Consider the following 13,300-nt stretch of genomic DNA (forward strand, 5'->3'; position numbering starts at 1 on the left):
ATCTACTTCTCTTAACTCTCGATACTCATGATCTTCGTGACTGGCGGCGCCGGATTTATCGGTGCAAATTTCGTTCTCGACTGGCTGGCGCAAAACGACGAGACGGTGGTGACCATCGACAAGCTCACCTACGCCGGCAATCTGGCCAATCTGGCGAGTCTCGAACACGATGCGCGCCATCGTTTCGCGCAGGTCGACATCTGCGATCGTGCTGCGCTCGACCGGCTCTATGCCGAGCATCGTCCGCGCGCCGTGCTGCATTTCGCGGCGGAAAGCCACGTCGACCGCTCGATTCATGGCCCGGGTGAGTTCGTGCAAACCAACATCGTCGGCACGTTCACGATGCTCGAAGCCGCGCGCGCCTACTGGGGCACGCTCGACGGCGACGCACGCGACGCGTTCCGTTTCCTGCATGTGTCGACCGATGAAGTCTACGGCTCGCTGAGCCCGACCGACCCCGCGTTTACCGAGACCACGCCATACGCGCCCAACAGCCCGTACTCGGCGTCGAAAGCCGGTTCAGACCATCTGGTGCGTGCGTATCACCATACCTATGGCATGCCGGTGCTCACGACGAATTGCTCGAACAACTACGGTCCGTACCAATTCCCCGAGAAGCTCATTCCGCTGGTCATTGCCAATGCGCTGGCCGGCAAGCCGCTGCCGATCTACGGCGACGGCAGCAACGTGCGCGACTGGCTGTACGTTGGCGACCATTGCTCGGCGATTCGCGAAGTGCTTGCCAAGGGCGTGTTGGGCGAGGTCTACAACGTGGGTGGCTGGAACGAGCAGAACAACCTGTCGGTCGTGAAGCACCTGTGCACGCTGCTCGACGAATTGTCGCCGCGCGCCGACGGCAAGTCGTACGTCGATCAGATCACCTTCGTGACCGACCGCCCGGGCCATGACCGCCGTTACGCCATCGACGCCCGCAAGCTCGAGCGCGAACTGGGGTGGCGTCCGGCCGAAACCTTCGAGACCGGCATGCGCAAGACGGTGCAGTGGTATCTCGCCAATGGTGAGTGGGTGCGCCAGGTGCTGTCGGGCGAGTATCAGCGCTGGATCGAAACGCATTATCAGAAATAAGAACGAGGCACGTATGGGCATCAAACGTAAGGGCATCATTCTCGCCGGCGGCTCCGGCACGCGACTGTATCCGGCCACGCTGGCCGTCTCGAAGCAGTTGCTGCCGGTGTACGACAAGCCGATGATCTACTACCCGCTCAGCACGCTGATGCTGGCGGGAATTCGCGACATCCTGATCATCTCGACCCCGCAAGACACGCCGCGTTTCGAGCAACTGCTTGGCGACGGCAGCCAGTGGGGCCTGAATCTTCAGTACGCCGTGCAGCCCTCGCCGGACGGTCTCGCGCAGGCCTTCCTGATCGGTGCGGACTTCATCGGTAACGATCCGTGCGCGCTGGTGCTCGGCGACAACCTGTTCTACGGACACGACTTCGCAGGTCTGCTGTCGGCCGCGAACGCGCAAACCGACGGCGCGTCGGTGTTTGCATATCCAGTGCATGACCCGGAGCGCTATGGCGTGGTGACGTTCGATGACAGCGGCAAAGCCATCGAACTCGTCGAAAAGCCGAAAGAGCCGAAGTCGCGCTACGCCGTGACGGGCCTGTATTTCTGCGACAACGACGTCATCGACATCGCCCGCTCGATCAAGCCGTCACCGCGCGGCGAGCTGGAAATTACCGACGTCAACAACGAGTATCTGCGTCGCGGCAAGCTGAACGTGCAGATCATGGGACGCGGTTATGCATGGCTCGACACCGGCACGCATGAGTCGATGCTCGAGGCGAGCACCTTCATCCAGACGATCGAAAGCCGTCAGGGTCTGAAGGTGGCCTGCCCGGAGGAGATCGCCTATCGCCGCGGCTGGATCGATGCCGCTGCGATCGAAGCACTGGCGCAACCGTTGGCGAAGAACGGTTACGGCCAGTATCTGCTTGCGATGTTGCGCGAGCGCGTGTTCTGAATTTCCTGAGTGTCGAACGGGGCCGTTCGCCCGTTCGCCGCCGACTCCTGATAGCTACCGGTAACCGTTATGCAAGTCACTCCGACCGCCATTCCGGCTGTGTGCGTCATCGAACCCAAGGTGTTCGGCGATTCGCGTGGTCATTTCTTCGAGAGCTTCAACCAACGCAGCTTCAATGAGTTGCTTGGCGGCACGTTCTCGTTCGTTCAGGATAACCAGTCGCGCTCGGCGCGCGGTGTACTGCGCGGCCTGCACTATCAGGTCAAGCAGCCGCAGGGCAAGCTCGTGCGCGTGTTGCAGGGCGAGATCTACGATGTGGCCGTCGATATTCGTGAGGGTTCACCGACCTTCGGCAAGTGGGTTGCCGAGGTGCTGAGCGCAGAGAACAAGAAGCAGTTGTGGATTCCTGCGGGCTTTGCGCACGGCTTTGTCGTGACGTCGGAGAACGCCGAAGTGCTCTACAAGACGACCGACTACTGGGCGCCGCAGTTCGAGCGCTGCATTCGCTGGGACGATCCGTCGCTGGCCATTCCCTGGCCCCTCGACGGCATCACGCCGCTCGTGTCGGACAAGGACAAGCAGGGCATGCTGTTCGCCGACTACAAGCACGAAGACTAAGCTTGTGGTTCGCGTGACGGCACAAAAAAACGGCGCTGAGACAGCGCCGTTTTTGTTTTTCACGCGTCTGCCGGCGTGCGCTACACAGGTTCGACCGTCGCTGTCGACAACACGGTAGTAGTTTCGCCCGTGACGCGCAGCACTCTCACGTGACGCAGCCCGAAGCGCGCCGCGAGCGCATCGGCGACCGTTTGCGACGCATATTCGCCACAGGCGTCGCCCTGCACCGCGGGCTCCGTGGACGTTGCCGGTTCATGCAACCCCTCCACGATCACGTCGGCTTCCAGCCCGTTGTTGATGTAATGCAGCTTCACGTCGTGCAGCGCCAACGCGTTTGCCCGGCAAAGCACTTCGGCGGCGGCGACGATCGCCGCGCGTGCTGGCCACTGCTGCAAGGCAGTGCCTTTCGTATCGCTCTCGGGATCGACGTGTACGAGCACATCGAGAATTTGCGGCACGTTCATCACCGCTGCCCGCGCTTGTTCCGCGATGTAGTGACCTTCCGACACCGACAGCCGCGCATCGACGAGAACGTGCACGTCGACCACGATCTCGTCGCCCATGCGACGCGTGCGCAGCATGTCGATGGCGCGCACCCCCGGCGTATTGAGCAAATACTGCCGGATGTCGACCATCGTGGCGTCGTCTACGCCGCGGTCGATCAGGTCTTGCAACGCGTTCCAGCCAAATTTCCAGCCCGTGCGGCCGATCATCAGGCCGACGAGCGCTGCCGCGAGCGGATCGAGCAGACGGTAGCCGGCCAGATTGCCCAGAATGCCGCACGCCACCACCAGCGACGACAGCGCGTCAGAGCGCGCATGCCACGCATTGGCAACGAGCATCGCCGAACGCACACGCTGCGCCGCGCGAAGCATGTAGCGAAAAAGCCCTTCCTTGCAGACCAGCACGAGCACGGCCACCGCGAGCGCAATGGCGTGGACTTCCGGAATTTCTTCCGGATGAAGCAAGCGCTCGACGCCGCGCCACAGCATGCCCGCACCGACCACCAGCAGAATGGCGCCGAGAAACAGCGAAGCAGCATTCTCGTAGCGGCTGTGGCCGTAGGGGTGATCCGCGTCCGGTGCCCGGGCGCTGCCGCGTGCGGCGGCCAGCACCACGAAATCGGAGACGATGTCCGAGAACGAGTGGATACCGTCGGCAATCAAGGCTTGTGAGCGGGCGAAGATGCCGATCACGATCTGCGCCGTGGTGAGCACGACATTGACCCAGATACTGACCCAGGTCGAATGTCGCGCAACCGCGTGCTTGTCGAGCGCCTCGCTGGATGCCGCCAGATTGTCGTAGTTGGAGTAGGGCATGAGAGAGCGACGCGCGCGAGGGTGATTACATCAGGATGATGTCGTACTGATCTTGGTGGAACGACGATTCCACCTGCAACGAAATCGGCTTGCCGATGAAGTCGATGAGCATGGCGAGGTGTTGCGATTCCTCTTCGAGGAACAGGTCCACCACTTCCTGCGACGCGATCAGACGGAATTCGCGCGGATTGAACTGGCGCGACTCGCGCAGAATTTCGCGCAGGATGTCGTAGCACAGCGTGCGCGGCGTCTTTACCTGCCCCTTGCCCTGACAAATCGCGCACGGCTCGCACAGCACGTGGGCCAGCGATTCACGCGTGCGCTTGCGTGTCATCTCCACCAGCCCGAGCTGCGAGAAGCCGTTCACCGTGATGCGCGTGCGATCGCGCGACAGTGCCTTCTTCAGTTCGGCGAGCACGGAGTCGCGATGATCGGCGCTTTCCATGTCGATGAAGTCGATAATGATGATGCCGCCCAGATTGCGCAGGCGCAGCTGGCGCGCGATCATCAGCGCCGCTTCCAGATTCGTCTTGAAGATCGTGTCGTCGAAGTTGCGCGCACCGACATAGCCGCCGGTGTTCACGTCGATCGTCGTCATCGCTTCGGTCTGATCGATCATCAGATACCCGCCCGACTTCAGATCTACGCGGCGCGAGAGCGCGCGCTCGATTTCCGTTTCCACGTTGTACAGATCGAACAGCGGCCGCTCGCCCGTGTAGTGCGTGAGCTTGCTCAACACGGCCGGCGTGTAAATGGCGGCAAAGTCGGCCAGCTTCTGGAACGTTTCGCGCGAGTCGACCAGAATCTTGCCGGTTTCCTCGTGCACGAAGTCGCGCAGTACGCGCTGGGCCAGATTCAGATCCTGATACAGCAGCGAAGGCGCCGGCACTCGCGTGCTCTGTTCGCCGATGGTCTGCCACGACTTGCGCAGATAGGCGATGTCGTTGGCCAGCTCCGCATCGGCCGCGTCTTCCGCGATCGTGCGCACGATGAAGCCGCCCTTTTCGTCGGCGGGCACCAGCGCCTGAATCTTGCTGCGCAGTGCTTCGCGCTCCGCTTCGCTCTCGATGCGCTGCGAGATGCCGATATGCGGCTCTTGCGGCAGATACACCAGCGTGCGCCCGGCGATGCTGACCTGCGTCGACAGCCGTGCGCCTTTCGTGCCGATCGGGTCCTTGATGACCTGCACCATCAGCGTCTGGCCCTCGAACACCGTCTTTTCGATGGGCGGTTGCGGGTGAGGCACCGACGTATCGTTGCTCGTGCGGGGATGCCAGATATCGGCCACGTGCAGGAACGCGGCGCGCTCCAGACCAATATCGATGAATGCCGATTGCATGCCGGGCAGTACCCGCACGACTTTGCCCAGATAGATGTTGCCCACGAGGCCACGCGACAGCGTGCGCTCGATGTGCAGCTCCTGCACCGCGCCGATTTGCATGAGCGCTACGCGCGTCTCTTGCGGCGTGATGTTGACCAGAATGTCTTCGTTCATAAAGTGTCGACCAGACTCAAATTCTTGGGAATTCGGTACGCGTCAGAAGTCGACGCCCGCTTGTCGCAGCAGCGCAGCGGTTTCGCAGAGCGGCAGGCCCATGATGCCGGAATAGCTGCCGTCGATGCGCATGACGAATTCGGCGGCCTTGCCTTGAATACCGTAAGCGCCGGCTTTGCCCATGGCTTCGCCCGACGCGACGTAACGTTCGATTTCTTCCGTGCGCAGCGGCCGGAACCAGACATGCGAGATATTCACCGCCTGACGAATCTGATCCCCCGTACACACCGCCACGGCGGTGAGCACACGGTGGCGCGTACCGGAAAGACGCGAGAGCACCGCGCGGGCATCGGCGTCGTCGAACGGTTTGCCGAGGATCGTGCCGTCCAGGCAGACGGTGGTATCGGCGGCGAGGATAGGGGCGTCGGGCAGGCCGGCGCGGGCGAGCCGGGCAATGGCGGCTTCGGCTTTCGCGCGGGTCACGCGCTGGACGTAGTTGTCGGGCGGTTCACCGGGCAGGACGGCTTCGAGCGCTTCGGCGTCTTCGTCGGCGGAGGGGAGCAGCAGTTCGAAACGCACACCGAGTTGGTGCAGCAGCTCCTGACGGCGGGGACTTTGCGAAGCGAGATAGATATACGGCATGGGCGGCTTGGCTTGAAATCGTCCAGCCCGGCGCTCGAAAGGGAATTCGGGCTGCACCGGGCCGCTTGGTAGGCTGGGCGAAGGGAACGCCCTATTATGCCGCCTTGCGCCCCCGCCCGCCAGTTTCAGGGGGAGAGAGAACTTCTCCCCCAACCACCAATCCTCAGGCGTCGGCGAGAAAATCAGCGCCGATCAGGTCGATGCGATCGGTGCAGATGGCATCGACACCCCAAGCGGCCAGCTCCCGGGCGCGGGCCGGATCGTTGACCGTATAGACCAGCATTTGCAGCCCGGCCGCCTTGATCTCGGCGACCTGCGGGCCGTCGAGGTGTTTATGGCTGGCGTGCAGCGACACGGTGGCAAGCGCCTTCGCGTCATCGCGCCAGTGGGCCGGCACAGCCTCGTAGAGCATCCCACGGGGCAACTCGGGGGCGGCCTTGGCGGCGGCTTCGAGGGCCTCGTAAGAGAACGACGAGAGCAGCGGCGGCAGGCCGTGTGCAGGCCACAGCGCTTGCACGGCCTGTGCGACGAGCGTGCCCGTCTCGACTTCCCGCCCCGGACAGGGCTTGATCTCGACGTTGGCGGCGAGACCGAGCGCCTGACAGCGCTCCGCGACCTGTGCCAGCGTGGGCATCACCTGCCCGGCAAAGCGCTCGTCGAACCAGGCGCCGGCGTCGAGTTTCGCGATCTCGTCGTAGGTCATCTGCGCGGCGGCACCGTGGCCGTTGCTGGTGCGATCGACCGTATCGTCGTGCAGCAGGAAGACGACGTTATCCGCCGAGAGCTTGGCGTCGAACTCGACCATTTGCAGGCCGAGCGAGGCGCCTGTCTCGAACGCCGCCAAAGTGTTCTCGGGGGCCAGCTTGCCGCCCCCCCGATGAGACACGATGCGCGGATACGGCCACGCGCGCCACAAATGAGAAGGCGTTGCGCTTTCGCTCATGCTTCGACTCGCTTGCCGGTGGACGGATCGAACAGGTGGAGTGCCTTTGCCGAGATGGCCAGCGGCACCACCGTGCCTGCCGCCGGACGCAGCTCGTGCGGCAAACGCACGGTGATGTGTTGATCGCCCCAGCGGCCGTGTGCCAGATTATCGGCACCCAGCAGTTCGAGCTGATCGACCATGACATTCGTTTGCGCCGCGAAGGCGCCGATGCCGTTCGGCTGTTCCGCCGGCACCAGATGCTCCGGACGCACGCCCAGCACCAGTTCGCGATTGGCGTGCGCCATGCTCGTGGGCGGCAGGCGCAGCGACGGGCCACCGCCATCCACCTGGAACGAGCGGCCTTCCGTATCCACACGGCCCTTGAGCAGGTTCATCGCGGGCGAGCCCATGAAGCTGGCGACAAACAACGACGCCGGGCGCTCGTACACATCCGAGGGCGTGCCGATCTGCTCTGCGTAGCCCTTGTTCATCACGATCACGCGATCCGCGAGCGTCATGGCTTCGACCTGATCGTGCGTGACGTACAGGCTGGTCGTCTTCAGGCGGCGATGCAGGCGCTGAATTTCCAGACGCATCTGCACGCGCAGCTTCGCATCCAGATTCGAGAGCGGCTCGTCGAACAGGAACACGGCCGGCTCGCGCACGATGGCGCGGCCCATGGCCACGCGCTGGCGCTGACCGCCCGAGAGTTCGCGCGGACGGCGTGCGAGCAGCGGTTCGAGTTCGAGAATCTTCGCGGCCGCGAGCACGCGCTCTTCGATCGTCTTCTTGTCGATGCCGCGAATCTTCAGGCCATACGACATGTTCTGACGCACATCCATGTGCGGATACAGCGCGTAGTTCTGGAACACCATCGCAATGTTGCGATCCTTCGGCTCCAGCTTGTTCACCACTTGAGAGCCGATCAGGATGCTGCCTTCGCTGACCGATTCGAGACCGGCCACCATGCGCAGCAGGGTCGACTTGCCGCAGCCCGACGGGCCGACGATGACCACGAATTCGCCGTCCTGGATATCGATGTCGACACCGTGCAGGATGTAGTTCGTCTGGTCGTAGGTTTTCTTGACGCTATGGAGTTTGAGATTTGCCATGATTACTTTTCCGAATCGACCAGACCGCGCACGAACCAACGCTGCATGAGCAGCACTACAGCGAGCGGCGGGAGCATCGCGAGTAGCGTGGCGCTCATCACGAGCTGCCATTGCGTGGCGGTATCCCCGCTGCCGATCATGCTCTTGATACCCACCACGGCCGTCGTCATCGACGGGGCGTTGGTCACCAGAATCGGCCACAGGTACTGATTCCAGCCATAGATGAAGGTGATGACAAAGAGCGCCGCGATGTTCGTCTTCGAGAGCGGCAGCACCACATCCACGAAGAAGCGCATCGGGCCGGCGCCATCGATGCGCGCCGCTTCCACGAGTTCATCGGGCAGCGTCATGAAGAACTGCCGGAACAGGAACGTGGCCGTGGCCGATGCAATCAGCGGCACCGTCAGACCGACGTAACTGTTGATGAGCCCGAGGCTCGAGATCACCTGCACCGTCGGGAAAATACGCACTTCCACCGGCAGCATCAGCGTGACGAAGATCAGCCAGAAGAACAAGTTGCGCAGCGGGAAGCGGAAATACACGATGGCGAAGGCCGACAGAATCGACACCGAGATCTTGCCGATCGTGATGACCAGTGCCATCAGCAGGCTGTTGCCGAGCATCAGGCCGAACGGCATCGCCGAATCGCCCGTGCCCCGGCCCCACACCGTGCTGAGGTTATCCAGCAGGTGCGTGCTCGGAATGAGCGACAGAGGCACGTTGAAAATTTCGCGCTCGTTCATCGTGGCGGCGACGAACGCCACGTAGAGCGGAAAGACCACCAGCAGCACGCCGATCACCAGCATGACGTGGCAGAAGATGTCCAGGCCGCGACGGTTCTCGATCATGCGTATTGCACCTTGCGTTCGATGAAGCGGAACTGCACGACCGTGAGCACGATGACGATCGCCATCAGCACCACCGACTGGGCAGCCGAGCTACCGAGGTCGAGCCCCTTGAAGCCTTCCGAGTAGATCTTGTAGATGAGCGTCATGGTCGACTGGCCGGGGCCGCCGCCGGTGGCGGCATCGATCACCGGGAAGGTGTCGAAGAACGAGTACACGAGGTTCACCACGAGCAGGAAGAACGTGGTCGGCGAGATCAGCGGCAGCACCAGCCCGAAGAAACGCCGCACCGGACCGGCACCGTCGATGGCCGCCGCTTCGACCAGCGAGCGCGGAATCGCCTGCAAACCGGCGTAGAAGAACAGGAAGTTGTAGCTGATCTGTTTCCAGATCGACGCGAGCACGACCAGGAACATCGCCTGACCGCCGTTCAGCGCGTGGTTCCATTCCACGCCGAGTTTGCCGAGCCCGTAGGTCACGAGGCCGATACTCGGGTTGAACAGAAACGCCCACAACACCGCCGCAATCGCCGGGGCGACCGCGTACGGCCAGATGAGCAGCGTCTGGTACACGCGCTTGCCGCGCGTGACGCGATCGGCCATGGCGGCGAGCAGCAGCGAGATCACCAGCCCGCACACGGTCACCAGACCGCTGAAAATCATCGTGGTCCGAAACGATGCGAGATAGAGCGGATCGCGCCAGAGCGAGGTGAAGTTGTCGAAGCCGACGAACTGGCTGGAGAGCCCGAATGCGTCCTGCGTCGATGTCGATTGCCACAGGGCCTCGCCCGCGGGCCACAGAAAGAACACGACGGTAATGAATAGCTGCGGAGCGACGAGCGCGTACGGCAGCCAGCCGGTACCGAAGCGAGGGCGTTCTCTTGAGTTGTGCGCCATAACGATTTGAACCAATGAAAAAAACGCCAACCCGGCCCGCGTGGGCGGGCCGGGTGGCGTCATTGTAACGTCACGGTCATATTGGCCGATGCACGAAATGCGCGTGCATCGCTGTCAGTGCCGTGTGCGGGGTAGCGCTTAGCTTCCCGACTTTTCGAAGCGGCGCAGCAGGTCGTCGCCACGGGCCACCGCCTTATCCAGCGCGGCCTTCGGCGTTTGCTTGCCGCTCCACACGCCTTCGAGTTCTTCGTCGATCACCGTGCGGATCTGCGGCATGTTGCCCAGACGCAGACCACGGGTGAACGGCAGAGGCGGCTTGTTGAGCATCTGCTTGATGGCCATGTCGGCGCCCGGGTTCTTCTCGTAGAAGCCTTGCTTCTCGGTCAGTTCGTAGGCCGCCTTGGTGACCGGCAGGTAGCCCGTGTCCTGGTGCCACTTCGCGGCCACGGCCGGCGAGGTGAGGTAGTTCAGGAACTTGGCCACGCCCTTGTACTCGGCCGACGACTTGCCGGCGAGCACCCACAGGCTGGCGCCACCGATGATGGCGTTCTGCGGGGCACCCTTCACGTCCGCGTCGTACGGCATCATGCCCACGCCGTAGCTGAACTTGGCGTACTTGGCGATGTTGGCGAGTGCACCCGAGGTGGTCATCGCGATACCGCAGTCGCCGCTGTAGAACTTCGAGGTCACTTCATCCTTGCGGCCCACATACGTGAACGTGCCTTCCTTGGCCATGTCGGCCAGGAACTGGATGTGCTTGGTTTGCTGCGGACCGTTGAAGACCAGCTTGGCGTCAAGACCGTCAAAGCCGTTGTTCTTCGTGGCGAACGGCAGGCCCTGCCATGCGCTGTAGTTCTCCAACTGCGTCCAGCTTTGCCAGCCCATCGTGAAACCGCACGACAGTCCAGCGGCCTTGAGCTTGGTGGCGTCTGCCTTCACGTCGGCCCACGTCTTGGGCGCGGTGTTCGGGTCGAGGCCCGCCTTCTTGAAGGCGTCCTTGTTGTAGTACAGCACCGGGGTCGAGCTGTTGAACGGCATCGACACGAGGTGATTGGTCTTGCTGTCGGCGTAGTAGCTGGCCACGGTCGGCACGAAAGCCGATTCGTCGAACGGCTCGCCGGCGTCCTTCATGACTTGCCAGACCGGCTTCACAGCCTTCTTGGCCTGCATCATCGTGGCCGTACCCACTTCGTACACCTGCAAAATTGCGGGGGCGTTGCCGGCACGGAAAGCAGCGATGCCTGCGGCCAGGCCCTGCTCGTAGTTGCCCTTGTAGATCGGAACGATCTTGTAATCGCTTTGCGAGGCGTTGAAATCGTTGGCGATCTGGTTGACGCGCTCGCCGAGAGCCGATTCCATCGAGTGCCAGAACTGGATCTCGGTGGCGGCCAGGGCCGACGTGCTCATGCCGAGCGCCAGGGCCGCACCGACGCCGGCCAGGGCGAGCGTGCGCAGGGAAGGTTGCTTCATGCCAATCTCCGGTGGTTCACGAGAAGTCTTGTCTGTTCGCGGTGCGAACGGTATAGCGCCGCGTAGACTACCACGCCGTCGTGTTTTTTCCACTCGCAGTGCAGCACCGTTTGTTGTATGGCGGCGTCTCGCAAGCGATTGACAGAATATTGGAATTCACCGGCGCGCCATGCCCGTAGGCGCGGGGCGTGGTCGTGGCCGAAGACCGCAGACAAACACAACGCGCCGTTGCACTGCACAAGCGGATTTGACTTATTTCTGACTTATTTGCCCGCGTCTAGACCCGATGGTACGGATGATTCGCGTTGATGCTCCACGCGCGGTAGAGCTGTTCGGCGAGCAGCACCCGCACCATGCCGTGCGGCATGGTGAGGCTGGACAAGCGGATGAGCGTATCGGCGCGGGCCTTGAGGGCCGGGTCGAGCCCGTCGGCGCCACCGATGACGAAGGCGACGTCGCGGCCGTCCTGCTGCCAGCCGGTGAGCGACTGGGCGAGGCGCATCGTGGTGAGGTCCGTGCCGCGCTCGTCCAGACAGATGAGCCGGCAGCCGCGCGGCAGGGCCGCGTCGATGCGCTGCGCCTCGGCAGCCATCACGGTCTCAGCGGTGCGGGAGTTGGAGCGTTGCTCCGGCTTGATTTCCTTGAGTTCGATGCGCAGCTCGGGGGGCATGCGCTTCGCGTACTCGGCAAAGGCGGTCTCGATCCAGCCGGGCATCCTGTGCCCGACCGCGAGAATGTACAGACGCATGACAGCGAAACCGGCGGGTCTTACTTGGCGGCCTTGCGGCGTGCCGGTGCCTTGGCTTCGGCGGCGTCGTCGCCGTCGTCTTCCGCTTCGCCGTCATCTTCGGCGCTGGCCTTGACACCGGCCTTGGTGCCCGCGGCCTTCAGGCGCACGGGCTTCTCGCCCCAGATCTCTTCCAGGTTGTAGTACTGGCGCAGGGCCGGTTGCATGATGTGCACGATGGCGTCGCCGGTATCGACCAGCACCCATTCGCCCACGTCTTCGCCTTCCATGCTGATGACGTCGCCGCCGGCCGCCTTGACCTTGTCGCGCACGCTGGCGGCGAGGGCCTTGGTCTGGCGGTTGGACGTACCGCTGGCGATGATCACGCGCTCAAACAGGGCGGTGAGGTGCTCGGTGTTGTACACCTTGATGTCCTGGGCCTTGACGTCTTCGAGGGCGTCGACGATAAGGCGCTGAAGTTTACGAATATCCATAGTGCGTTGTCTTGGTGAAGCAGAGGCAAACAGGGGCGCGAGACGGCGGGCCGCTAGGGCTTGTCAGGCGCGATACAGGTGTTGCGCGCGGATGTACTCCCACACGGGTTCGGGCAGATTCGCAGGCCGTGAGGCTGCGTCTGTCGCGTGCGCCAGTGCGGCGCGCAACTCGGTGGCGGAGATGTCGACGGCCAGTGAGTCGTCGATCAGGATGCCGCCGCATGGCGTGGATTGTACCCCGAGCGCGGACTTTTCCCTTTCTGCGAAGACTTCACGCAGTGGCGGGGACGCAGTTTCGCGGCTGAAACCCGGCCGGGCCGCCGCACATACGTGGGCGTAATCGAACAGTTCGCGCCAGGCGTGCCACGTGTCCAGACGCACCAGTTGGTCCGAGCCGATCAGCAGCGACAGCGATGCTTGCGGCCCGTAATCGGCGCGCAACTCGCGCAGCGTATCGATCGTATAGCTGGGGCCGGCCCGCTCGATTTCGCGGGTGCTCACGATCAGTTGCGTGGCCGGATGCGTGCGTTGCAACTCTTCAGCCAGCAATTCGGCGGCCAGCCGGGTCATTGCCAGACGGTGCACGGCGGGCGTGCTGCCCTGCTTTTGCGGCTGTTGGCCGGCAGGCATGAGCAACAGCTCGTCGAGCGCGAGCGTGCGGGCAAAGAGTGCGCCCAGCGCCAGATGGCCGGTATGAATCGGGTCGAACGTGCCGCCGAGCACGCCGATGCGCTTGGGGCCTCGGGCGGCGGGAGAGGTGACGGTCATGC

The 13,300-nt window shown here is 63.1% G+C and carries 14 protein-coding genes; 3 read left to right on the forward strand and 11 right to left on the reverse strand.

The window, feature by feature from the left end; all coding sequences use genetic code 11:
• Positions 1 to 27 precede the first annotated feature (27 nt).
• From rfbB to rfbC, 3 genes are all read left to right on the forward strand, one after another.
• Complete coding sequence (rfbB, locus tag CDV44_RS25700; protein WP_087691442.1) at positions 28 to 1,086, forward strand: dTDP-glucose 4,6-dehydratase; 1,059 nt, start codon at positions 28 to 30, stop codon at positions 1,084 to 1,086.
• 13 nt (positions 1,087 to 1,099) lie between these two features.
• A complete protein-coding gene (gene rfbA / locus CDV44_RS25705; RefSeq protein ID WP_212677150.1) occupies positions 1,100 to 1,987 on the forward strand; it encodes a glucose-1-phosphate thymidylyltransferase RfbA in 888 nt (295 codons plus the stop codon).
• A gap of 69 nt (positions 1,988 to 2,056) precedes the next feature.
• Positions 2,057 to 2,605, forward strand: a complete 549-nt coding sequence (gene rfbC, locus CDV44_RS25710; RefSeq protein ID WP_087691443.1) for a dTDP-4-dehydrorhamnose 3,5-epimerase — start codon at positions 2,057 to 2,059, stop codon at positions 2,603 to 2,605.
• Positions 2,606 to 2,685: 80 nt separating this feature from the next.
• Here the strand turns inward: rfbC and CDV44_RS25715 are convergent, their stop codons facing one another.
• From CDV44_RS25715 to CDV44_RS25765, 11 genes are all read right to left on the reverse strand, one after another.
• The gene (locus CDV44_RS25715) at positions 2,686 to 3,924 is read right to left on the reverse strand and encodes a cation diffusion facilitator family transporter (RefSeq protein WP_087691444.1); all 1,239 of its coding nucleotides are present in this window, start codon (positions 3,922 to 3,924) and stop codon (positions 2,686 to 2,688) included.
• A gap of 25 nt (positions 3,925 to 3,949) precedes the next feature.
• Positions 3,950 to 5,419, reverse strand: coding sequence for a ribonuclease G (gene rng / locus CDV44_RS25720; protein WP_058375729.1), 1,470 nt, complete (start codon positions 5,417 to 5,419; stop codon positions 3,950 to 3,952).
• Between the two features lie 42 nt (positions 5,420 to 5,461).
• On the reverse strand, positions 5,462 to 6,061 hold the full coding sequence (locus tag CDV44_RS25725; RefSeq protein WP_087691445.1) for a nucleoside triphosphate pyrophosphatase: 600 nt from the start codon (positions 6,059 to 6,061) through the stop codon (positions 5,462 to 5,464).
• Positions 6,062 to 6,224: 163 nt separating this feature from the next.
• The gene (gene ugpQ / locus CDV44_RS25730; protein ID WP_087691446.1) at positions 6,225 to 7,004 is read right to left on the reverse strand and encodes a glycerophosphodiester phosphodiesterase; all 780 of its coding nucleotides are present in this window, start codon (positions 7,002 to 7,004) and stop codon (positions 6,225 to 6,227) included.
• The gene (locus CDV44_RS25735) at positions 7,001 to 8,098 is read right to left on the reverse strand and encodes a sn-glycerol-3-phosphate import ATP-binding protein UgpC (RefSeq protein WP_087691447.1); all 1,098 of its coding nucleotides are present in this window, start codon (positions 8,096 to 8,098) and stop codon (positions 7,001 to 7,003) included. The genes ugpQ and CDV44_RS25735 overlap by 4 nt, the downstream gene beginning before the upstream one ends.
• Before the next feature lie 2 nt (positions 8,099 to 8,100).
• The gene (gene ugpE / locus CDV44_RS25740; protein ID WP_058375725.1) at positions 8,101 to 8,946 is read right to left on the reverse strand and encodes a sn-glycerol-3-phosphate ABC transporter permease UgpE; all 846 of its coding nucleotides are present in this window, start codon (positions 8,944 to 8,946) and stop codon (positions 8,101 to 8,103) included.
• Entirely contained in the window at positions 8,943 to 9,839 is an 897-nt protein-coding gene (ugpA, locus tag CDV44_RS25745) for a sn-glycerol-3-phosphate ABC transporter permease UgpA (protein ID WP_058375724.1), read from the reverse strand. Before ugpA ends, ugpE begins: the two co-directional genes overlap by 4 nt.
• A gap of 138 nt (positions 9,840 to 9,977) precedes the next feature.
• On the reverse strand, positions 9,978 to 11,309 hold the full coding sequence (gene ugpB / locus CDV44_RS25750) for a sn-glycerol-3-phosphate ABC transporter substrate-binding protein UgpB (RefSeq protein WP_087691448.1): 1,332 nt from the start codon (positions 11,307 to 11,309) through the stop codon (positions 9,978 to 9,980).
• Positions 11,310 to 11,586: 277 nt separating this feature from the next.
• On the reverse strand, positions 11,587 to 12,057 hold the full coding sequence (rlmH, locus tag CDV44_RS25755; protein ID WP_087691449.1) for a 23S rRNA (pseudouridine(1915)-N(3))-methyltransferase RlmH: 471 nt from the start codon (positions 12,055 to 12,057) through the stop codon (positions 11,587 to 11,589).
• A gap of 20 nt (positions 12,058 to 12,077) precedes the next feature.
• Positions 12,078 to 12,530 (reverse strand): ribosome silencing factor, encoded by a 453-nt coding sequence (gene rsfS / locus CDV44_RS25760; RefSeq protein ID WP_087691450.1) that lies wholly within the window; start codon positions 12,528 to 12,530, stop codon positions 12,078 to 12,080.
• Positions 12,531 to 12,593: 63 nt separating this feature from the next.
• Positions 12,594 to 13,298 (reverse strand): nicotinate-nucleotide adenylyltransferase, encoded by a 705-nt coding sequence (locus tag CDV44_RS25765; protein ID WP_087691451.1) that lies wholly within the window; start codon positions 13,296 to 13,298, stop codon positions 12,594 to 12,596.
• Positions 13,299 to 13,300 lie beyond the last annotated feature (2 nt).

Source organism: Pandoraea sp. PE-S2R-1 (genome assembly GCF_002179865.1).
GTDB lineage: Bacteria > Pseudomonadota > Gammaproteobacteria > Burkholderiales > Burkholderiaceae > Pandoraea.